The sequence below is a fragment of the Anaerosporobacter sp. genome, assembly GCF_031551385.1.
Lineage (GTDB): Bacteria > Bacillota > Clostridia > Lachnospirales > Lachnospiraceae > Anaerosporobacter.
This window is the reverse complement of sequence record NZ_JAVBNS010000056.1, coordinates 1-21,291: the sequence shown is the minus strand read 5'-3', so window position 1 is coordinate 21,291 and position 21,291 is coordinate 1. Positions and strand designations below refer to the sequence as shown.

Here is a 21,291-nt window from a genome sequence, read left to right as displayed (position 1 = left end):
AGCTTGGCTAGAGCGCTTGATTTGGGATCAAGAGGTCGCAGGTTCGAATCCTGTCACCCCGACTTATATGCGGGTGTAGTTCAATGGTAGAACACTAGCCTTCCAAGCTAGATACGTGGGTTCGATTCCCATCACCCGCTTAAGTTTAGCGAAACTTTAGTGGAGTTGAACTTGCAATGCGAATTGCATGTGTGCTACTAGCTCAGTTGGATAGAGCAACGGCCTTCTAAGCCGTGTGTCGGGGGTTCGAATCCCTTGTGGCACGTTTAAGCAGACAAGCTTAGAAAAAAATAATATATGGTGGGTATAGCGCAGTTGGTTAGCGCGCCAGATTGTGGCTCTGGAGGCCGAGGGTTCGAATCCCTCTATTCACCTTTGCTTGAATAAGCATATTGGGCTATCGCCAAGCGGTAAGGCACAGGACTTTGACTCCTGCAGTCGCTGGTTCGAATCCAGCTAGCCCAGTTTGAAATCTCTATTTCAAAACATTTATATGGGATATTAGCTCAGTTGGTAGAGCACTTGACTTTTAATCAAGTTGTCCGGGGTTCGAATCCCCGATGTCTCATTTAGAAGTTATCTTCTAAAATTAAATATGCGGATGTGGCGGAACTGGCAGACGCGCTAGACTTAGGATCTAGTGGGAGACCGTGCAGGTTCAATTCCTGTCATCCGCAGTATGATGAAACTTGTCGAGAAAGCTAAAAGTGCTTTATCGGCAAGTTTTTTGTTTTGTGTAAAAAAAGATTCAGATAAAAAAATAATAAAATAGCTTGACACACAGTATATTTACGTCTATAATATTTAGATGTGACGTGCTGTAGTTATGTTTAAAATTAGACATGCTAAGGTACTTACAGAGCGAAAAAGTGTGATAAATGCCAACCAAAGCCCCGGTATGGTATTTGAACATATAGCAGTGGCTATAATTAAATAGCCGATTATGAAAATGAATGATTAACCAACGAGATTGGTTGTTAAGATTATAAGGAGGTAAACCAATGAAAAGTTTTATGGCAAGTCCATCTACAATTGAAAGAAAATGGTATGTAGTTGACGCTACTGGACATACATTAGGTCGTCTATCATCAGAGATAGCATCAGTTTTAAGAGGTAAGAACAAACCAACTTACACTCCACACGTTGATACAGGTGATTACGTAATCGTAATCAATGCAGATAAAATCAAAGTTACAGGTAAGAAAATGGATCAAAAGATCTACTACAATCACTCTGATTATGTAGGTGGTATGAGAGAAACTACATTAAAAGAAATGATGGCTAAAAAACCTTGTGATGTTATCACTCTTGCTGTTAAAGGCATGCTTCCAAAAGGACCTTTAGGAAGACAAATGCTTACTAAGTTAAATGTATATGCTGGAGCAGAACATAATAACGCAGCACAAAAACCAGAAGTATTAGAAATCAAATCTAGATATTAATCGGAAATTGAAAGGAGGAAATCACAGTGGCTAAAGCAAAATTCTACGGAACTGGAAGAAGAAAAAGCAGTATTGCTAGAGTATATTTAGTACCAGGTACTGGTAAAGTTACAATCAACAAGAGAGATATGGAAGAATATTTCGGTCTTGATACATTAAAATTAATCGTTCGTCAACCACTTGTTTTAACAGAAACAGCTGATAAATTCGATGTTCTTGTTAACGTTCATGGAGGTGGATTCACTGGTCAAGCTGGTGCAATCAGACATGGTATTTCAAGAGCTTTATTACAAGCAGATGGTGACTACCGTCCAGCTCTTAAAAAAGCAGGTTTCTTAACAAGAGATCCAAGAATGAAAGAACGTAAAAAATATGGTCTTAAAGCAGCTCGTAGAGCACCTCAGTTCTCTAAGAGATAATAAAAACGAATTTACAAAATGTGATAAAACCTCGAAAGTGCTTATACTTTCGGGGTTTTCTTTTTTATACGAGGAACTAGAAATAACCACAAAACACTAAAAGAAAACTACCGTAGAGAATAAACAGAGAACAGACAGAGAACAAAAACGAAAATAATTTATTCTGATTTGCATAAATCATTATGAGGTGTTATAATGAGCCTGCAAAGGAGGCGCGAAATGAGGAAAAAGACATATACAGGAACACGAACAGAGTACGCAAACGAGAAAATAAAAGAACTTTACGACAGAATCAACCTAACAGTGCCAAAAGGCAAAAAGGAAGAAATAAAGTAGGCACTTTCTGGTGAAAGTGTAAACGAATATATCTATATGCTGATATGCGCCGATTTGGATAGCACCGGCAGCAGGACAATACGAGCGGAAAAGACACAAAGCCTAAGAATGATAGTAAATAAATTATGTAAGGCATAAAACAAAGGGCAACGCTAAAATGCGCAGCCCTTATATTATATTTTATTAATCGCCTCTAGCAGTACCGATATATCAAGATGCGTGTAAGGAAACAGAACATCTAGAAGAATTGCAGGAAGAGATTCGAACTTCTGATATTGATTTGTTTGCCACTAAAGCAGTAATAAGTCAGATGAATCGGGAGCGAGAAAAAAAGATTGAAGCTGTGAATGATGAGATTTGTAATAAGAATGTTACACTTTCAAATCTGGATTATGAGATAGCAGTGAAGCAATCCCAGCTTACGAAATGTGAAGAAAGTATTTCTAAGCTAGAACAATTCCAAGAGAGTGTGGAAAAGTTGAAAATCTATATTTCATCATATTTACCGTTATCACCATTGATTGAAGAGTATGCGAATGCTGTAGAACGAGGAGAAGATATTGAAGCTGGCAATAGTTTTCGAGGATTATTGAATGCGATTGGGAAATTATTGAAATTCTTTAAAGAGTTGATTGTTAATGGTCTGTGCTGGTTTCCAAGGCTTATGAGGTGGAATACCAGTAAAGGAGAAGTAGCACCAGTGTTTAGTGATTATCATAATGAAGGATATAATTACAGGTTGGTAGCATATCGGAATCTGGTAACGAAGGAACAGTATAGTGTTGAGAGTATTGAGAAGGAAATTACAGCAGAGAACAGGATTGGGACATTGAAACAATTGGATCAAGGGATTATTTCAAGAGATGTATTTGTAAAAGAAATACAAAATAAAATCAAGATATTTAAAAGATAATGTGGAAACAGTTTTTGGATTAATCATTGAAGATGCGTGGCTTCGCTATGACAGAGCGAAGAGTCTGCATTGAAAATAAGTGAAAAAAATCTCTTCGTATGATATAATTAATTTAATAATAGGCGCAACGAAAACAGACTAAATGGTTTATATTACAAAGGAGATTTTAGATATGAGTAGTGATGAAAGATTATGTAAAATTGTGATGAGATATAGAGATGAACTACAAAAAAAGATTCAGAATAGAAAGACAGAAATGGAAGAAGATAATAATGATCATTATATGGTATATAATGCATTGGGATTTACCAGTGAAGAAGGCTATCAAATAGATTATCAGCAGAACGTTGGTCGATTTCTATACAAATATGCAGGATCTATGTTGGAAGAATTGGCAATAAATTGCTTTAAACATGCATTTCCACAAGCACAAGAAAAAGTAAAATTGATAAATACTATAGATAAAAGCCCTAAACATGTTGAAATTGATTGTTTGATAGACAATAAGGCATATGAGATTAAGTGGAAAGATGCAACAACAGATGGTGATCATATAAAAAAAGAACATAAAAGAGTGCAGGTTATTAAGGATGCGGGCTATACACCTATCAGAATAATGTTTTTTGAACCTAATAGAGAACAGGCAATTCGCATTCAAGCAACATTGAAAAAACTTTACGAAGATATTGGTGGAGAATACTATGCTGGAGAAGATGCTTGGAACTATTTAATGCAGGAAACGGGAGTAAATTTAAAAGAAATTTTTAATAAAATAAAGGAATGATTATATGGATTTAAATAAAATAATCTGTGACGATTGCGTCAACGGATTAACAAGGATAGAAGATAATATGGTTGATTTAATATATTTGGATCCACCTTTCTTTACGCAGGATGTACAGCATTTATCATCTAAAGAGTCAAAAATAGAATTTTCCTTTTTGGATAAATGGGATAGTATGGATGCGTATCTTTTGTTCATGGAAGAAAGGCTTATAGAATGTAAAAGAACACTCAAAGATACAGGAAGCATATTTGTTCATTGTGATAGAAATGCATCACATTACTTAAAGGTATTACTGGATAAAATATTTGGAATGAAGAATTTTCAAAGTGAGATTATTTGGACATATAAGAGGTGGTCTAACTCAAAAAAGGGTTTGCTAAATAATCATCAGGTGATTCTTTTTTATAGTAAAACAGATAGATTTAAATTCAATCGTATCTATACAGATTATTCAGAAACGACCAATGTTGATCAGATTTTGCAAGATAGAGTAAGGGATAAAGATGGAAAAGCTAAGTACAAGACTGATGAAAATGGAGATGTGGTTATAGGACAAAGTAAAAAAGGAGTACCATTATCTGATGTGTGGGAAATACCATATTTGAATCCAAAGGCAAAAGAAAGGGTAGGATATCCAACACAAAAACCGATTGTTTTACTTGAGCAAATAATTAAGATTGTAACTGATGAAGGTGATATTGTTGTTGATCCTTTTGCGGGGTCAGGAACAACATTAGTGGCGGCTAAAATGCTTAATAGAAAATATTATGGTTTTGATATTTCGACTGCTGCCGTTTCACTTACAGAAGATAGATTAGCGACCTTAATTAAAACCGATTCCTTTTTATTAAAAAAGGGAAAGGCTGCTTACCAGAATTTATCAGATAATCAAATGGCTATTCTTAAATCGATTAATGCAACACCAGTTCAAAGAAATAGCGGGATTGACGGATTTTTGTCTGAATATGTGGATGGAAAGCCTGTATCTGTCAAAATTCAGAAGGAAGAAGAAACTTTGGATGAGGCTATTAATAAGTTAATTAAGGCAAGTAAAACCAAGAAGTGTGAATATATGATCTTAATTAGAACACATATTGATTTTATAAAAGTATTTGATTTTAATAATGTTCCACAAGGTGTTGTTATTATGGACAGTTATGAAATGCAATTGGATGAACATTTAAATAATAAGATTAATGAATTGTTCGCCTTATAGAAAGTACTAGAAAACGAATAAAGCGATTATATAAATGCTTATTAGGAATGTAGCATACAAAACATTGTGTAAAATGAGATTACTATTTGATATAGTAAGAAAGGACAAGTGATAAAATGCAAACAATTACGTTAGACGCATTAATACCGAGAGAGGATTTTAATATCTTATCATCTACGGGAAGTAGTGGTAATACCAGAAATAAACAAACGCTTTCTATCGAAGACTTAAAATATGATTCATTCTTTTTTAGCGCATTACGAAAACCAATATTTCAAAGGGAAACGAATGAATGGGATGCCGAAAAAGTATGTTCCATGATAGAGAGTTTTGTAAATGACGAGTTGGTCCCTGCAATAATTTTATGGAGAAATCAAGGCGGCTATATATTTGTTATTGATGGGGCACATAGATTGAGCAGTCTTGGAGCGTGGATAAATGATGACTATGGAGATGGACAGGTTTCAATTAGCTATTACGGAAACTATATATCGGATGAGCAAAGGAAGATTGCAGAAAAAACTAGAAAACTGGTGAATCAAAGAATCGGATCTTTTAAAGAGATTGAGGCTATATCAAGGAATAGGTTATCAACGGAAGATGATTCAAAAAATGATATTGCAAAAAATTTAGGCGCACTAGCAATACAATTGCAATGGGTCGATGGTAATGCATCAAAGGCAGAGGATTCTTTTTTGAAAATAAATCAATCTGCAACGAAAATAAGTGATGCAGAGTTGGATTTGATAAAAAATAGAGAACATTCATATGCTATTGCAGCGCGTGCTATAGTACGTGCTGGAAGAGGATATAAATATTGGTCTGCATATAGTGATGTTGAACAGGAATGTATTGTGGAATTATCAAAAAAGATTCACCAGTTAATGTTTGGAGTTGGAAATGTAAACATGGATGATATAAACTCATTGCCGATTGGAGGACCTTTAAATTCGTCCATGACACTTGATGTTGTAACTCAAACAGTTAGGATTTGCAATGGTTTGGATAGTAAAATAAGAACAAATATTGGTGATGCTGATGAGGTTACTAAATACCTTAGGAATACGTTAAAGATTCTACAGTATATTAATTCTAAAGAGCAATTTTCCCTCGGAATTCACCCATTTGTGTACTTTTATTCAGGAATTGGGAAACATAAAATAGGTTCATATTATGGCTTTTTAATGTTTGTTAAAGAATTAATTCAAAAAAAGAAAATTGATGATTTTATTCAATCGAGATGTAAATTCGAGGAAGTAATATATCAATACAACTTTTTAGTGCAACAGATAATAAGAAAAGACAGACAAAGCAAGCGAGCATATACATCCATCAAAGATTATTATGCATTACTAATGGAAGTTATTCTTGAAAATCAATCATATAGCAATGGGGTTATTGTAGAAGAAATAAGAAAGAATGATAAGTTTAAATATTTGCAAACAGAAATTGTGGATAATGAGGAAGTAGCTGTTAAAAGCAACTTTTCACGTGGGAAGAAACAACAAATTAAGATGGGTACTTTTGTTGAATCTTTACCAAGATGTCCTATTTGTGGTGGCTATATTTGTAGCAATTCAGTATCGGTTGATCATATACAACGAAAGCAAGATGGAGGAACGAGTGCAATTGAAAATGGTCAGATAACACATTTATATTGTAATACGACATACAAAAATTAATAGATAAAGAAAACGTTACGTACACCAATCCTCATCCATAGCATCCACCCATCCCTGTAACGGCCCATCAAGAGCAAGTGTGGCATAAGTAAGTGAATCATCAATCGCCAGATTATCAATTAGCTGTTGTGAATTAGGTGTGGTATGTACTCCATTCTCTGCAACAGCGCAGGATAAAAAGAGTTGTGTGTTATCAGCAAAGGCAATATCAATTCCATTCCTGTATTGGTTGTAGTAAGCGAAATGTATCCCTATTTGTTTCGTCCTTTCTTGAAATAAGTGTAATGGAGACAAGTCTTGTGCAGTAATGGGACTTGTAGGGTGACAAACAGGTATGCAACATAATATTGCACAAATCCTGCATTTTTGGGCTTTTCAAGATATCAAAACGTTACCTAAGAGATAATTATTGCTTAAAAAGATTATTAATGAAATTTATAGGACACTTTTTAGTGGGGCAATTCGCTAGAGAGTGTCTTTTTTTTATTTCATTATTGAATCATAGGGAAGAAGTTTAACATCTCCTTTTATAGAAATAGAGAACGTCATTTTCGAATAGGATTCCAGCGTAACACGGATGCAACACCGTTTAAAATATTAGTATCTAAACATTGACAAATAAGAATTCAAAATATATAATGATTAAATATTTATATAATAAAGGCAATGAAGAGAAGAGTAAACTATTTGCACTTTTACAGAGACCTCAGAATGGTGAAAATGAGGAAAGTTATAGAATAGTTGAATATGGCCTCTGAGCTGCGTACCGAAACATTTTGTTTAGGCTACGACGGGCGCACCCGTTACAGTGATAAACTATCGATGAATCATTTCTCGTCCGTAGTTGATAAGACTTATATCGTGAGGTATAAGTGAATTTAGGGTGGTAACACGAAGCGTCGCTCTCGTCCCTGAAAAAGAAATTTTTCAGAGAGGAGGGCTTTTTTTATTAGTTTTAGAAATGTGATTTGTTATCACAATGAATAAAAAATGGAAATATTGTTTGAATGAATCGATAAAAAAATAATTGAAGAGGAAAAAGGTGAAATTATTAAAGGAGGATATGTGAGATGAATTATTTAGGGACAAAAATACTTGAAACAGAGCGTTTGGTGTTAAGACCATTTAAAGAAAATGATGTTGAAAATATGTATCATAATTGGGCAAGTAGTAATAATGTTACCAGATATTTGACATGGCCGACGCATACTTCAAAAGAGGTAACAAAATCTGTTATAGACTTTTGGGTAAGTAGATATGATGATGCAAAGAATTACCAGTGGTGTATTGAATGGAAAGAAAATAAGCAAGCTATTGGCAGTTTCGCAATTGTTCATATGGAAGAGGAAATTAATTCTGTAGAGATTGGATATTGTATTGGTGAAGACTATTGGAATAGGGGAATTACAAGTGAAGCTTTTAAGGAAGTTATTCGATTTGTATTTGAAGAAGTTGAATGTAATAGAATTTCTGCACGGCATGATGTTTGTAATCCAAACTCAGGGAAGGTCATGAAAAAGGCAGGACTTTTGTATGAAGGAACGTTATTAGAGGCTGCTAAAAATAATACAGGTATATGTGATGTGGCTGTATATGGGATTACAAAGAAGATTTATAGTAGGTAAATTAGTAAGCAGTGAATTCATTTTCTACTGTGAGTCACTTTTGAAAATGTCCCATTTATTCCAATTTCCTTGTTGACAACGAGCCTCTAGCCCTTAGAAACCCACTAAGATGCCCAGATGTCAGTGAAAGCAGTAAGGCAGCCATCTGGGGCAATAGCATACCTAATGGCTCACTCATAATCAACAAGTTTTCTCGGCATAAACGGGACATTTTCAAAAATGACAAGCTGGGACATTTTCAAAAACCAATCACATTAGTAAGCAGTGAATTCATTTTCTACTTGACAAATTATACTTATATTGATATTCTAAAATTGATATTGGGCGAAACGCTTGATCCACGCTTGTTAGGGAAAATTTCTCTAACAGGCGTTTTTTTATTTTTTACAACATGTCATAAAGGAGCTTCCTGTATAATTCAAATATAGAGAATTCCAAGAAAGAGGGTTGAGAAAAAAATACCTCAGTGTAAAATAAGATTACTGACTTTGCAGGGTTAGTAAAAAATCTTATTAAACAGAGAGGTATCTAAAATGAATCTTAACACAAAACGCAAAAATTAAATCTATTACTGAAAAAACTTTGGTGGTTGGCATTGATGTTGGTAGTGAGAATCACTATGCCAGAGCCTTTGACTGGAGAGGTTATGAGTACTCAAAGAAAGCTTTCATCTTCAGTAACACAGAGACTGGATTTCACAGTTTTCAGGCATGGATGACTGAACTGGGGGAGAAGCATGATAAACAAGCTGTTCTTCCAGGAATGGAACCAACTGGGCACTTCTGGTTTGGCTTGGGGAAATTTTTACAGGACAATGGTGTGAGACCTGTACTTGTCAATCCACATCACGTAAAGAAATCCAAGGAATTGGATGATAATAATCCGACTAAGAATGACCGTAAGGATCCTAAAGTTATTGCAGGACTAATCAATGAAGGATGTTTTTCATATCCTTATCTTCCGGAAGGTGTTTATGCAGAGCTTAGGAGTGCTTCGAATCTCAGATTTCAGGCGCAAGAGGAACTTACAAGAGTACTTAATCGAATGGCAAGATGGTTTAGTATCTACTTCCCAGAATATAAAGATGTTTATGGGAAAAGGGATGCCAAAAGTGGACTGATGATTATAAAACAGGCACCAATGCCATTTGATATCATAGCGTTAGGTGTGGACGGAGTCAACAAGATCTGGCGGGATGCAAAACTGAGAGGCACTGGAGTAAAGAGGGCAAAGACCCTGGTAGCAGCTGCGGAGCACAGCATAGGAAGCCGGGAAGGGTTGACAGCTGCAAGGTTGGAAATAAACAATCTTCTGGGAGACTATGAGATATACAGTAGGCGACTTGAAGAAATCATGTCTATGATTGACGAATTGCTGAAAGAAATACCATACATTGATAAGTTGCTAAAAATAGATGGAGTTGGATTGAAAACGATATCCGGTTTTATAGCAGAAGTGGGTGATATTAGACGTTTTGATAACCCGAAGCAAGTTCAGAAGTTGGCAGGATATGCCTTGGTAGAGAATAGTTCTGGAAAACATAAAGGCGAGACAACCATAAGTAGACGAGGTCGAAAGAGGCTGAGATATCTGTTATTCGAGGTTGTAATGTCGGTAGTTGGAAAGAACGCTGAATTCAAGGAACTACACCATTACTACACGACCAGGTCGGTGAATCCGTTGAAAAAGATGCAGTCATTAATAGCAGTGGCTTGCAAGCTAATCAGGGTATTCTACAAGATATTGACAACTGGTGTAGACTATGATGCTTCAAAAATGCTGGAAGATATAAAACGCCCAGCCATCTATACTCAAGTGGCATAAATAGAGAAAAAGTAAAAGGCTTGAACCACCAGGATATGGTATCGTGGTTGGCTTGAGCTGTCCAGAGTACTATAACAGCGTATAGCGGAGACCCATGACATCTCAATCCAGCCACGATGTGAAATCATTAAGATTAAGCAGGGGACTGCTGACAAGGCAAGCACAAAAAAGCGGAAAGCAATAGAAAAACGTCTGTTGGAAACAACACTGTTGCTGGAAATAAAGCAAGGCAGTAATCAAAAAAACAAAGAATGAGCCAGTAGTCGGCAGGAATATTTTCCAGAGGGCAAGACCCTGTAAGGGAGCTAAGCTGACACCCTGGTTATGGATAGGCAGAACGAAGGTAGTTAGGACCCATGCGGAAACGGATGGAGATCCAGATGGACACAGGAGGTTAGCTGCCATAGATGGAAGGGTACACATAAGGCCATGTAGAACGAAAAATAAAGACGTTCTATTTCGTGTACCTAAATACCGCTATTTCCGTACAAGATATAAGGAATACTCCATAACTTAGGCTTATTCTTGAGGTATATAAACTAAAAATTCCTTGAATTTAAAGGAAAAAAGACTTGACTATATGAGGAGGAAAAACAATGGTTACAATCAGCAAATTCAGCTACGAAAACCCAAGGTATGCGAATCTTCTCAAACGAAAAAGTAGTATTCCAGAAGAGGTAGAAAAAACAGTCAAAGAAGTATTGGAAAATGTTAAATTACACGGAGATGATGAAGTACATGCCTATATGAAAAAATTTGATAACGTTGATATTAAGGAAATCGGTTTATTTGTATCAACAGAAGAATTTGAAAATGCAAAAGAAAAAGTATCCGAGGAATTTAAAGAGGCAGTTAAAAATGCCTGTGACAACCTTTTTAGATTTCATAAAAAACAGTTGCCTATAGGTTTTTCTGAAACATATGAAGATGGTGCTGTACTTGAACGAAAATATACACCAATCAATAGTGTAGCCGTTACTGTTCCTGGAAATATGGCATCACTTGTTTCAACATTGTATATGAATTTAATTCCTGCGATAGTTGCTGGTGTACCAAACATATACATACTAACAAAACCAAGAATTGATGGAACTATAGATGAGCATTTATTATATGTAGCTGACTATTTGAATGTTAAAAATTATTATAAACTTTCGGGTTCTCAGGGATTAGCGGCTGTTGCTTATGGGACTGAAACTGTCAAGAAAGTTGATGTGATAACAGGTCCCGGAAATAACTTTACTCAAATGGCAAAAAAATTACTGTTTGGCGAAGTGAAAATTGATTTTATTGCGGGGCCTTCCGAAATTGCAATTATCGCTGATGAAGATGCAAATCCTACCTTTATAGCAGCTGATATGATGTCTCAAGCAGAACACGGGACAGGCTTTGAAGCTAGCACGACATTTTGTTTATCGAAAGAACATGCTATAAAGATTAAAAATGAAATTATTCGCCTATGTGAAGAAAACAATCTTGTAAATGCAACGAAAACATCCTTTGAAAATTATGGCGATATTTTTATAGTGGATTCTATTCAAGAAGCTATAGATGCAGTAAACGAGATAGCACCAGAACATGCTGAGTTGCTATTAGATGATTACGAAGCTGTACTTACTAAAGTGACTAATGCTGGTGCAGTATTTGTCGGTGAATATAGTACCGAACCAGTAGGCGATTATTTTTGCGGAACAAACCACATTCTTCCGACATGTGGAACTGCAAAATTTTCGTCTGGAATGTCAGTTCAGGAATTTATGAGAGGATACAGCGTTATTAAATATCCAGAGTCAGCATTAAAAAATAACGCAGAGTATATTATTACACTTGCAGAATCAGAGGGAATGAAGGCTCACGCTTTGGCAGTAAAAGTAAGACAATAATCACTTGACCTGGCCCCAAGGGCATGGATTATATATAGAGTATAGATAATATATAAATATAAAGGGGGCTACTACTAATATGAAAAAAGAGTTTTACACAGCAGGAGAATTAGCAAAGTTAACAGGAGTGTCGTATAAAACAATCCGTCACTATCACAAGATTGGACTATTAGAGCCAGAAAAATATACAGAGAGTGGCTATCGACAGTATGGTATGAAATCTGTAGAAACATTACAACGAATATTGATGTTAAAGTATTTGAATTTTTCATTGGATGAAATACAGAAGATACTATTGGAGGAGGAAATATCAGATACATTTAGTAAGCAAGAAAAGCTTCTTCAAGCACAGGAGGAACATATAAGCCAAATTCTAAAAGTTGTTAGAGAAATACAAAAGGTAAATGAGACGGAACGATGGGAAAAGATGCTGAAGATTATCCATATGACGCAACAAAAGGAAGAAATCATTAAGCAATATAAGGAAAGTGGAAATTTGCAAAAGCGTATCAATATTCATGCGTATAGTACATCAAAAACAGATTGGTTTCAATGGGGTTTTGATGGATTACAACTGAAAAGTGGAATGAAGATTCTTGAATTAGGCTGCGGAAATGGCATGTTATGGATTACTATGTGTCATCAATTACCAAGGGATATACAGATTTATTTGACAGACAGTTCAAAGAATATGCTACAATCGGCTAAGAGTAGAATTGAAGAATATGCTGAACTATATAAAGAAAATAATATTGAATTTGTATTTTTACAAAGGGATGCAGAGGATTTTGATTTGGAAGAAAAGGATTTTGACCGAATTATTGCGAACCATATGTTATATCATGTATCAAATGAAAATCGAAACAAATTATTTAAAACTTTTGAAAGACTATTAAAACAGGAAGGTCTGTTTTATGCATCTACCGTAGGGAAAACTCATTTGCAAGAGCTGTTTCCACTTGCTAAGGAATTTGATAATAAGATAGATGTACCGAACTGGATGACAGAAAATTTTGAATTGGAAAATGGAGAGGAGCAATTAAAACAAGTATTTTCAAGTGTGATTGTTGAGGAACAAGAGAATGACTTGTTAGTTCCGAATCCGCAAGCAGTATATGACTATATAGATTCTTGGCCAGGGAATGCAAAAGAAATACTAAAAGGACGAGAGAATGAGTGGATGGAATATTTGAAAGATAAAATCTCAGAGGAAACACCATATTTTATCCATAAATCAACGGGAGCGTTTAAGGCATTCAAGAAACAAATTTAATGGGCCCAATATTTGAAATTGAAACTGGGAATTTGAACATATTTGCTTGTAGAAAAAGGACAAATGCAGAGAAAGGTGATTAAAATGAATAATATGTTACTATTATTTGATTTAGATGGAACACTTTTGAAAAGTAATAAAACAAAATCAACTTATACATATGAAATATTAGATCAATGTAGACAAGCAGGATTTATAATAGGAGTCTCTACAGCAAGAAGCGAAAAGAATTCATTGGAGTTTATCTCTAAGTTGAATCCTGAGATTATTATTTCAAGTGGTGGTGCTTTAGTTCGCTTAAAGAATGATTACGTATATCGTGCAGAATTTTCTATAGAAGAAACAAATGCATTTATAGAATTGGCTCGAACGGTATGTGGAGAAAACTGTGAGATTACAGTAGACACGGTGAATGAGCATTATTGGAATTATAAAATTGACCCTAAGAAGCTTGATGCTAGTTGGGGAGATACTATTTATAGTGATTTTAATGACTTTTCTGAAAATGCTTTAAAGATATGTGTAGAAATTAGTAATACTGTTATTGCTAAGGCACTTCAAGAAAAATGTAAAGAATATAGCTGCGTCAAATTTTCAGATGGTGACTGGTACAAGTTTAGTAAAAAAACAGCGACAAAAGAAAATGCAATCGTAACGTTATGCAGTGAAATAAATATTTCGGTTAATGATATGATTGCTTTTGGGGACGACTATTCAGATATTGAGATGTTAAAATGTTGTGGAATAGGTGTGGCAATGGGAAATGCAATTGAAGAAGTAAAAGCAATTGCTGATTGTGTTATTGGAACAAATGATGAGGAGGGGATAGCGAAATATTTGGAAGGGTTATTGACAAAGAAAAATAGTATGCTATAATTTCAATAACAATTACAGACAAAAGCATTGACGAGGAGGAGTACATACTATTCCTGATGAACAGAGAGAAAATGGTTGGTGAAAATTTTCGTGATGGTAGTATGGAAGTAGCCTTTGAGCTTTGGATTGAACAGATTATTTTTATTCTAAGTAGATTTCAACGGAGATTCCCACCGTTATCAAGGGAAGCGATATCGGAATAACGGAGATGACTTCTATTACTGTTCGCGCGCAATATCTTGCAAAGCGTGTTACTGGTCATGGAATAGACTGTAGCGATTCCCGTATTGTAATAAGAGCAGAAGTATTTTCTGAATTTAGGTGGTACCACGGACATGTTAGTTCGCCCTAAGCGTTGGCTTAGGGCGACTTTTTTTGTCTGTTTTGTAAAATAATTTGTGACTTATAAGGACGTAGTCCAAAGTAGTTACAGTAATTTATAGGAGGTATCCACATGGATAAGAAATATGATTTTCAAAAGACGGAAAAAGAGTTAGAAAGGTTTTGGGAGGAACAAGAAATCTACAAGTATCAGAATGGAAAAGAAAAAAGATATTTTCCGTTGATACGCCGCCACCAACGGTAAGTGGGAAATTACACATAGGGCATGTATTTTCGTATACACAGGCAGAGATGATTGCAAGATTTAAGAGAATGCAGGGATATGATGTATTTTATCCGTTTGGTTTTGATGATAACGGTTTGCCAACGGAGCGATTAGTTGAAAAAGATGAGAAGATACATGCAAATATGCTATCAAGAAGTGAATTTAAGAGCAGATGTATCAATACGATTGAAAAATATGAGGGCGAATTTAAAGACTTATGGAAGCGATTAGGCTTTAGTGTTGATTGGGATTTGCAGTATCAGACAATTTCGGACTTATCACAACGAATATCACAGAAATCATTTATTGAACTTGCAAAGATGAATAAGGCATATATGAAAGAATCACCAGTACTATGGTGTACGGAATGTCAAACGTCGATTGCACAAGCTGAGCTAGAATCAAAAGAATGCGAAACAACCTTTAATTATTTGAATTTCAAAACTGCACTTGGAAATTTGTTGATTGCTACTACAAGACCAGAATTGTTAGCTGGCTGTGTATGTATTTTTGTTCATCCAGATGATAATAGATACAAAGAATATGTAGGTCAAAAAGCGAATGTTCCATTGTATGATTTTGAGATTCCTATTTTGACAGATGATGCAGTTTCGATGGATAAGGGAACTGGCGTAGTAATGTGTGCAACATTTGGTGATTCCACAGATATTGAGTGGTACCAAAAATATAACTTACAGTACAAAGAGATTATTATGTCGAATGGAACGATTAATGAAAGTGTATTGTTTGTTGGTGGAATGAGAATCAAAAAAGCAAGAGAGCATATCATTGAACTATTGAAAGAGAAAGAATTACTTGTAAAACAAGAGAAGATGAACCATATGATAGCGGTTCATGAACGATGTGGTAATGATGTAGAATTTATTCCTTCAAAACAATGGTATATTGATGTATTAACGGATAAAGAACGCTTTCTTCAGGCAGCAGATGAAATTAATTGGCATCCAGAGCATATGAAGAATCGATATAAAATATGGGTAGAAAATTTGAAATGGGACTGGTGTATTTCGAGACAAAGATATTTTGGCGTTCCATTTCCAGTTTGGTATTGCAAAGATTGCAATAAACCAATGTTTGCAGAGGAAGAGCAGTTGCCTGTAAATCCATTGGAAAGTCAGCCGTTACATGCTTGTAGCTGTGGCTGTAATGAGTTTATTCCTGAAGAGGCGGTTTTTGATACATGGGCAACGTCTTCCGTAACAACACTGATAAATGCCAGATATGGAGAGGAAAATGATATTTTAGATGATATATTTCCAATGGGTATGAGATGTCAGGCGCATGAGATTATTCGAACATGGGCATTTTATTCAATTGTTAAGAGTTTGTACCATACAGGAAAGCTTCCGTGGAAAGATATTATGATTAGCGGATTTGTTTTGGCTAAACCAGGTGAGAAGATAAGTAAGTCGAAAAATAATGCATCGAATTCTCCGATAACCTTAATTGAAACAAATTCGGCAGATGCGATTCGATATTGGGCAGCGAATAGCAAACTTGGAACAGATACATTCTTTAGTGAGGAAGAATTAAAGATTTCTAAGAGGTTTATAAATAAGCTCTACAATGCTGCGAAGTTTGCCATTATGCAAATGGAAGATTTCGAAAAACCTGAAAAATATAATGAGTCAGATATGTTGCCCATTGATCGTTGGATTTTGGAAAGAGTAAATGAAACGACAATTAGAGTTACAAATATGCTTGATAATTATGAAATAGGTCAGGCAAGGCATGAAATCGACAATTTATTCTGGAAAGATTTTTGCGATTACTATATTGAAATTGTAAAAGAGAGATTGTATCAGCCAGATAAGCATGGGATAGAGGAAAGATATTCGGGACAAATCGCTTTGTATCACAGCTTGCTTGGAATATTAAAACTGTATGCTATCTATACACCTTATGTAACGGATTATATTTATCAGGAGTTCTACAAAGAACAGGAAAAAGAAAGTTCGTTGCATCAGACCGTTTGGAGTACAAAAGAAATAAACCACATCTATATAGAGTTTGGTGAGCATATAAAAGACGTTATTGCTGATGTACGTAAGAATAAAACGGAGAATCAGATGTCGATGAAAGATTCAATTCCAGAGCTAATTATTATTTGTCCTAAGAAGTATAAAGAATTGTATAGGAAAACGGAAAAAGATATCAAAGCGTGTACAGGTGCTGAGAAGGTTATGATTAGGAATTGATTATTTGTGCTAGGAAAGGTAGTGGAAAATCTATTTAAAAAATGGATTTTCTGTTGCTGATGGGCTTATGTTTGTGAAGTTATAAGACGTAATAGGGAGTTCTTGTAATAGTTAATAAGATTTGTTACAATGGTTAAAATGTAATTAATTGAATGTGAATATCTTGAAATAACAAGAAGCAGATAGATAGTAGGAGGTGCTAATTTGAATTTAGGAATAGAAACAGAGACATTAGAATTTAAAAAGTCTACAGGAGAGTTGAAAGAGGCAATGAACTCTATCTGCGCTATATTAAACAAGCATCAAAAAGGAGAATTATATTTTGGCGTAAAACCTGATGGTACACCAATAGGACAGATTGTTACAGAAGAATCATTACGTGAAGTTAGTCAAAAGATAGGAAATTCTATAGAACCAAAGATTTATCCAGAAGTTAAAAAAGTAACTATTGATGATAGGGATTGTATCTATTTGCAATTCGAAGGAAATAATGTGCCGTATTTTGCTTTTGGTGTGGCAAAAATTCGTGTTGCTGATGAAGATTTAACATTATCTCCAAAGGAATTATCAGAGTATATCAGAAAGAATCAATTAGAAGAAAACAAGTGGGAAAATCAAATATCTAATAAAAAAATAGATGATGTTGATGAAACATTACTAAAACAATATACGAATCATGCTCATGAAGTAGGAAGACTTGCAATATCATACACAGACAGAAAGACAGTTTTGAATCAACTGGAATTGACACAGGGAGATTATTTACTAAATGCAGGGAAGGTGCTTTTTAGTGATGATATCACTCAAGATATACAGATGGCAATATTTGCGACGACAGAAAGAATGACTTTCAATGATATTCAACGTCATCATGGTCCAGTAACAAAATTGGTAGATTTGGCTGAAGCCTATATCAAAAATAATATTCATTGGAGAGTTGAATTTGATGGATCAAGGGAGCGAAAAGAGATTCCGGAAGTGCCAATGGATGCAGTCAGAGAGGCATTGCTAAATTCATTTTGTCATAAGGATTATAGTACTGGTCAAAGCAATGAAGTTGCAATATATAAAGATAGAATTGAAATATATAATCCAGGACATTTTCCTGAGGGATATGAGCCAAATGATTTTATAAAAAATCCAGAAAGACCAATAAGAAGAAATCCTAGAATTGCTAGAGTTTTATATTATTCAAAAGATATTGAGAGCTTTGGAACAGGATTAAAACGTATTGCAGATACTTGTAATGTAGCAGGTGTAAGATATGAATTCAAAATGCTTAAATCTGGATTTGTTGTGTGTTTTTATCGGTCGGAGGAAAAAGCCGATAAAAGTACGGATAAAGTACGGATAAGTACGGATAAAGTACGGATAAATATGGATAAACTGAATACAGCACAGCAAAAAATTATTGATTATATAAGTGAAAATGGGCGAATAACCAATAAAGAGGTTCAACAGTTATTGGGTGTGAAGGATTCCAGAGCATTAAAAGTGCTAAAAGAATTAACTGAACAGGGCATTCTTGATAAAGTTGGAAGATTTAAGGGAAGTTATTATAAATTTAAGGAATAAAGAAAAAGTGCCTTTCTTAAATTCTATTGTTATTAAAAAGTAGCTACCATACTTTAGAATAGGAGCAACCATGATAAGAGAAATAAACGAAAACGATCTACAACCTCTACTTGAATTATATAAGCAATTGCATGACAATCCAATGCCTGAAAACACACAGGAACTTATGGATTTATGGAGAATTATTTTGAATGATAGGCAACATCATATTATTGTAGCAGAAGAAGATGGAAAAATAGTTTCTTCTTGTGTATGCGTAATAATACCAAATCTTACACATAATCAGCAACCATATGCTTTTGTAGAAAATGTAGTGACAGATATGGCGTATCGTGGAAAAGGTTTAGCAACTGCATGTTTGAATTATGCGAAAGAGCTTGCAGAAAAGGAAAACTGCTATAAGTTAATGTTGCTTACTGGTTCGAAAGAAGAGAGTACATTAAGGTTTTATGAGAATGCAGGATATAATAAGAATGATAAAACAGCTTTTATACAGTGGATATAATTATGATAAAAGGGGTGCAAAATGAAAATAGGAATCGTTGGATTTGGTCATCTTGGAAAGGCGCTTGCTAAAGGTCTTGTTAAAAGTGGTGTTGTTGAGGAAAGAGAAATTTATGTACTGGCGAAATCTCAACGAACGAAGGATATTGCATTGAAACAATATGCTGCTACAGTGGTGGAAGATATTAATGAGATGTTAGAACAGGTTGAGATTATATTTTGGGTTATTAAGGGAAGTCAACTACCAGAAGTATATTCAAGACTTGACAGAAAAATGAATGATATTGTGCATATTAGTTTTATGGCTGGGGTTACAATTGAAATGATAAAAAACTGTTTAGGTAATGCTACGATATTGCGTGCTATGCCTAATATCGCAATTGAAAATGCGGATGGGATTATAGGATATACAAAAACGGATAGTAAAATGGTAGTTGATATCTTAAACAAGTTGGGATATGCATTTGAGATTGAAGAAAAGGATATAGAAAAAGTAACAGCATTTTCAGCATGTGGTTTGGGATTTGCGGCATATATATTAAATGCATTTCAGAAAACAGGAATGGAATTAGGTTTTTCGGAAGAGATTAGTGAGCATATTGTTGCTAAAACATTTTCAAATGCAATTACTATGTCAAACTATGAGGTGACGGCAGATAGTGTAGCAACTAAGGGAGGTGCTACAGAGCAAGGTATTTTATGTTTTGAGGATAATAATTTAAATGAAATTATTAAGAAAGCGATTTATAAAGCATATGATAAAGTACAGTAACCAAGTAATGTGTTGAAAGATTCAAAATAATGGAGAATGATAATGACAGAACTAATAATCCAAGATGAAATGCAGGAGTACTTATCCTCATCAAAATACATAGATTGGACAAGTAACACAATTGTAGAAAAAGCAAATGAATTAAAGAAATACGCAAAGGATGAAATACATCTAATAAAAACCATATACGAATATGTCAGAGATGAGATAAGGCATTCATGGGATGCCCAAGATAAAAGAGTTACAAAGGTGGCATCCGAAGTATTGGAGCAAAAAGTAGGAATATGTTGGGCAAAATCAAATTTGCTTACTGCATTATTGAGAGCATGTGAGATTCCAGCAGGAATATGCTATCAGAGGTTAACATTGGGAGATACCCCAGAGACAGGCTTCTGTATACATGCATTGAATGCAGTTTATATTAGAGAATTAGATAGATGGATTCGTTTAGATGCAAGAGGGAATAAAGCAGGAGTAGATGCACAGTTTAATTTAGAACAAGAGCAGTTAGCGTTTCCTGTTAGAAATGAGATTGGTGAAATAGATTATAAGATTGTATATTCTCAGCCGTCACATAAGTTGATGAATGTGTTAGAGACTCATACGGATGCTTTGGATATGTATATGAATTATTTACCAGATGAAATTTAAAGCAATTTGGAAGATATCAAGTCAGTTTAGTAGTAATATAATTTACCTAAAGGGAATGGTTTACTACTCTGTATTATCTTTGGTGTTGCATATAAAAAATAGAATTAGGGGAGAATAGGACATGAAGTGTAATAGTTTAGAAGAGGTAAGAGGAAACATTGATAGGATTGATAATGAAATTATTAAACTGATAGCGGAGCGAGGAACATATGTCGTTCAAGCATCTACATTTAAGAAAAGCGAAGATGGCGTAAAAGCACCAAACAGGGTAGAGGCTGTTATTGAAAAAGTTAGAAGTAAAGCAGAGGAATATGGTGCGAATCCTGATATGGTGGAGGCGCTTTATAGAGAAATGATTTCACGATTTGTTAATATGGAGATGGAAGAATTTAAAAAGAACGAGAAGAATTGAATATTGATGTAACATTCCTAATGAAGATATAGATGGTTACGGCAACATAACCCTTTGTAAATTCAAATATTTACAAGGGGTTTTTCTATAGTGAAAAAGAATAAACACATGACCTTTTGAACCTTGTATCATGATATGAGTTGCCCGACAAATGAGGTATTATAAATCTGCCTCTTTGTCATATTGTTCCTTGAAAATTTAATATATTATCTTCTATTGAGAGAAGTGATAATCTTTTGATATTTTTCACTCTGCATAGATTAGTTTCCGCAACG

18 protein-coding genes, 6 tRNA genes and 2 other annotated features are annotated in these 21,291 nt (G+C 34.7%); of the genes, 23 read left to right on the top strand and 1 reads right to left on the bottom strand.

The window, feature by feature from the left end:
* Positions 1-69 precede the first annotated feature (69 nt).
* The 12 genes from RMR19_RS06395 (at position 70) to RMR19_RS06340 (ending at position 6,795) form a co-directional block, all read left to right on the top strand.
* Positions 70-140, top strand: a tRNA-Gly gene (locus RMR19_RS06395).
* 51 nt (positions 141-191) lie between these two features.
* Positions 192-265, top strand: a tRNA-Arg gene (locus tag RMR19_RS06390).
* A gap of 34 nt (positions 266-299) precedes the next feature.
* A tRNA-His gene (locus RMR19_RS06385) sits at positions 300-375 on the top strand.
* Positions 376-393: 18 nt separating this feature from the next.
* A tRNA-Gln gene (locus tag RMR19_RS06380) sits at positions 394-465 on the top strand.
* 30 nt (positions 466-495) lie between these two features.
* Positions 496-568 (top strand) — tRNA-Lys (locus tag RMR19_RS06375).
* Positions 569-597: 29 nt separating this feature from the next.
* A tRNA-Leu gene (locus tag RMR19_RS06370) sits at positions 598-677 on the top strand.
* Between the two features lie 324 nt (positions 678-1,001).
* The gene (gene rplM, locus RMR19_RS06365) at positions 1,002-1,442 is read left to right on the top strand and encodes a 50S ribosomal protein L13 (protein ID WP_310602666.1); all 441 of its coding nucleotides are present in this window, start codon (positions 1,002-1,004) and stop codon (positions 1,440-1,442) included.
* 26 nt (positions 1,443-1,468) lie between these two features.
* Positions 1,469-1,861, top strand: a complete 393-nt coding sequence (gene rpsI, locus RMR19_RS06360) for a 30S ribosomal protein S9 (RefSeq protein ID WP_310602665.1) — start codon at positions 1,469-1,471, stop codon at positions 1,859-1,861.
* A gap of 583 nt (positions 1,862-2,444) precedes the next feature.
* The gene (locus tag RMR19_RS06355; protein ID WP_310602664.1) at positions 2,445-3,110 is read left to right on the top strand and encodes a hypothetical protein; all 666 of its coding nucleotides are present in this window, start codon (positions 2,445-2,447) and stop codon (positions 3,108-3,110) included.
* A gap of 172 nt (positions 3,111-3,282) precedes the next feature.
* Positions 3,283-3,894, top strand: a complete 612-nt coding sequence (locus tag RMR19_RS06350; protein WP_310602663.1) for an ApaLI family restriction endonuclease — start codon at positions 3,283-3,285, stop codon at positions 3,892-3,894.
* Between the two features lie 4 nt (positions 3,895-3,898).
* Complete coding sequence (locus tag RMR19_RS06345) at positions 3,899-5,113, top strand: DNA-methyltransferase (RefSeq protein WP_310602662.1); 1,215 nt, start codon at positions 3,899-3,901, stop codon at positions 5,111-5,113.
* 116 nt (positions 5,114-5,229) lie between these two features.
* Positions 5,230-6,795 (top strand): HNH endonuclease family protein, encoded by a 1,566-nt coding sequence (locus RMR19_RS06340; protein WP_310602661.1) that lies wholly within the window; start codon positions 5,230-5,232, stop codon positions 6,793-6,795.
* 15 nt (positions 6,796-6,810) lie between these two features.
* On the opposite strand, the gene RMR19_RS06335 is transcribed toward RMR19_RS06340, so the two are convergent.
* Entirely contained in the window at positions 6,811-7,089 is a 279-nt protein-coding gene (locus RMR19_RS06335; RefSeq protein ID WP_310602660.1) for a DUF6061 family protein, read from the bottom strand.
* 363 nt (positions 7,090-7,452) lie between these two features.
* Positions 7,453-7,711: a binding site (T-box leader), on the top strand.
* 154 nt (positions 7,712-7,865) lie between these two features.
* Between RMR19_RS06335 and RMR19_RS06330 the strand changes: the two genes are divergently transcribed.
* The 11 genes from RMR19_RS06330 to RMR19_RS06280 all read left to right on the top strand — a co-directional run bounded on the left by RMR19_RS06330 (position 7,866) and on the right by RMR19_RS06280 (position 21,016).
* Complete coding sequence (locus RMR19_RS06330) at positions 7,866-8,420, top strand: GNAT family N-acetyltransferase (RefSeq protein ID WP_310602659.1); 555 nt, start codon at positions 7,866-7,868, stop codon at positions 8,418-8,420.
* A 537-nt stretch (positions 8,421-8,957) separates the two neighbouring features.
* A complete protein-coding gene (locus RMR19_RS06325) occupies positions 8,958-10,244 on the top strand; it encodes an IS110 family transposase (RefSeq protein ID WP_310602667.1) in 1,287 nt (428 codons plus the stop codon).
* A 596-nt stretch (positions 10,245-10,840) separates the two neighbouring features.
* A complete protein-coding gene (gene hisD / locus RMR19_RS06320; protein ID WP_310602658.1) occupies positions 10,841-12,127 on the top strand; it encodes a histidinol dehydrogenase in 1,287 nt (428 codons plus the stop codon).
* 79 nt (positions 12,128-12,206) lie between these two features.
* Entirely contained in the window at positions 12,207-13,400 is a 1,194-nt protein-coding gene (locus RMR19_RS06315; protein ID WP_310602657.1) for a MerR family transcriptional regulator, read from the top strand.
* Between the two features lie 84 nt (positions 13,401-13,484).
* Positions 13,485-14,276 carry an HAD family hydrolase gene (locus RMR19_RS06310; protein WP_310602656.1) on the top strand — a complete coding sequence of 264 codons (792 nt, stop codon included), beginning with the start codon at positions 13,485-13,487 and terminating at the stop codon, positions 14,274-14,276.
* Between the two features lie 18 nt (positions 14,277-14,294).
* Positions 14,295-14,630, top strand: a binding site (T-box leader).
* A gap of 150 nt (positions 14,631-14,780) precedes the next feature.
* Entirely contained in the window at positions 14,781-17,102 is a 2,322-nt protein-coding gene (locus RMR19_RS06305) for a valine--tRNA ligase (RefSeq protein WP_310602655.1), read from the top strand.
* 204 nt (positions 17,103-17,306) lie between these two features.
* Positions 17,307-18,677 carry an ATP-binding protein gene (locus tag RMR19_RS06300; protein ID WP_310602654.1) on the top strand — a complete coding sequence of 457 codons (1,371 nt, stop codon included), beginning with the start codon at positions 17,307-17,309 and terminating at the stop codon, positions 18,675-18,677.
* A gap of 70 nt (positions 18,678-18,747) precedes the next feature.
* Entirely contained in the window at positions 18,748-19,182 is a 435-nt protein-coding gene (locus tag RMR19_RS06295) for a GNAT family N-acetyltransferase (RefSeq protein ID WP_310602653.1), read from the top strand.
* A gap of 21 nt (positions 19,183-19,203) precedes the next feature.
* The gene (locus RMR19_RS06290; RefSeq protein WP_310602652.1) at positions 19,204-19,953 is read left to right on the top strand and encodes a pyrroline-5-carboxylate reductase family protein; all 750 of its coding nucleotides are present in this window, start codon (positions 19,204-19,206) and stop codon (positions 19,951-19,953) included.
* Between the two features lie 42 nt (positions 19,954-19,995).
* Positions 19,996-20,604 carry a transglutaminase-like domain-containing protein gene (locus RMR19_RS06285; protein WP_310602651.1) on the top strand — a complete coding sequence of 203 codons (609 nt, stop codon included), beginning with the start codon at positions 19,996-19,998 and terminating at the stop codon, positions 20,602-20,604.
* A 121-nt stretch (positions 20,605-20,725) separates the two neighbouring features.
* Positions 20,726-21,016, top strand: a complete 291-nt coding sequence (locus RMR19_RS06280; RefSeq protein ID WP_310602650.1) for a chorismate mutase — start codon at positions 20,726-20,728, stop codon at positions 21,014-21,016.
* The last annotated feature ends 275 nt before the right edge of the window (positions 21,017-21,291 follow it).

Coding starts and splice junctions, on each gene's coding strand:
- rplM (WP_310602666.1), top strand. CDS start 1,002: ATGAAAAGTTTTATGGCAAGTCCATCTACAATTGAAAGAAAATGGTAT.
- RMR19_RS06350 (WP_310602663.1), top strand. CDS start 3,283: ATGAGTAGTGATGAAAGATTATGTAAAATTGTGATGAGATATAGAGAT.
- RMR19_RS06345 (WP_310602662.1), top strand. CDS start 3,899: ATGGATTTAAATAAAATAATCTGTGACGATTGCGTCAACGGATTAACA.
- RMR19_RS06340 (WP_310602661.1), top strand. CDS start 5,230: ATGCAAACAATTACGTTAGACGCATTAATACCGAGAGAGGATTTTAAT.
- RMR19_RS06330 (WP_310602659.1), top strand. CDS start 7,866: ATGAATTATTTAGGGACAAAAATACTTGAAACAGAGCGTTTGGTGTTA.
- hisD (WP_310602658.1), top strand. CDS start 10,841: ATGGTTACAATCAGCAAATTCAGCTACGAAAACCCAAGGTATGCGAAT.
- RMR19_RS06315 (WP_310602657.1), top strand. CDS start 12,207: ATGAAAAAAGAGTTTTACACAGCAGGAGAATTAGCAAAGTTAACAGGA.
- RMR19_RS06310 (WP_310602656.1), top strand. CDS start 13,485: ATGAATAATATGTTACTATTATTTGATTTAGATGGAACACTTTTGAAA.
- RMR19_RS06295 (WP_310602653.1), top strand. CDS start 18,748: ATGATAAGAGAAATAAACGAAAACGATCTACAACCTCTACTTGAATTA.
- RMR19_RS06290 (WP_310602652.1), top strand. CDS start 19,204: ATGAAAATAGGAATCGTTGGATTTGGTCATCTTGGAAAGGCGCTTGCT.
- RMR19_RS06285 (WP_310602651.1), top strand. CDS start 19,996: ATGACAGAACTAATAATCCAAGATGAAATGCAGGAGTACTTATCCTCA.
- RMR19_RS06280 (WP_310602650.1), top strand. CDS start 20,726: ATGAAGTGTAATAGTTTAGAAGAGGTAAGAGGAAACATTGATAGGATT.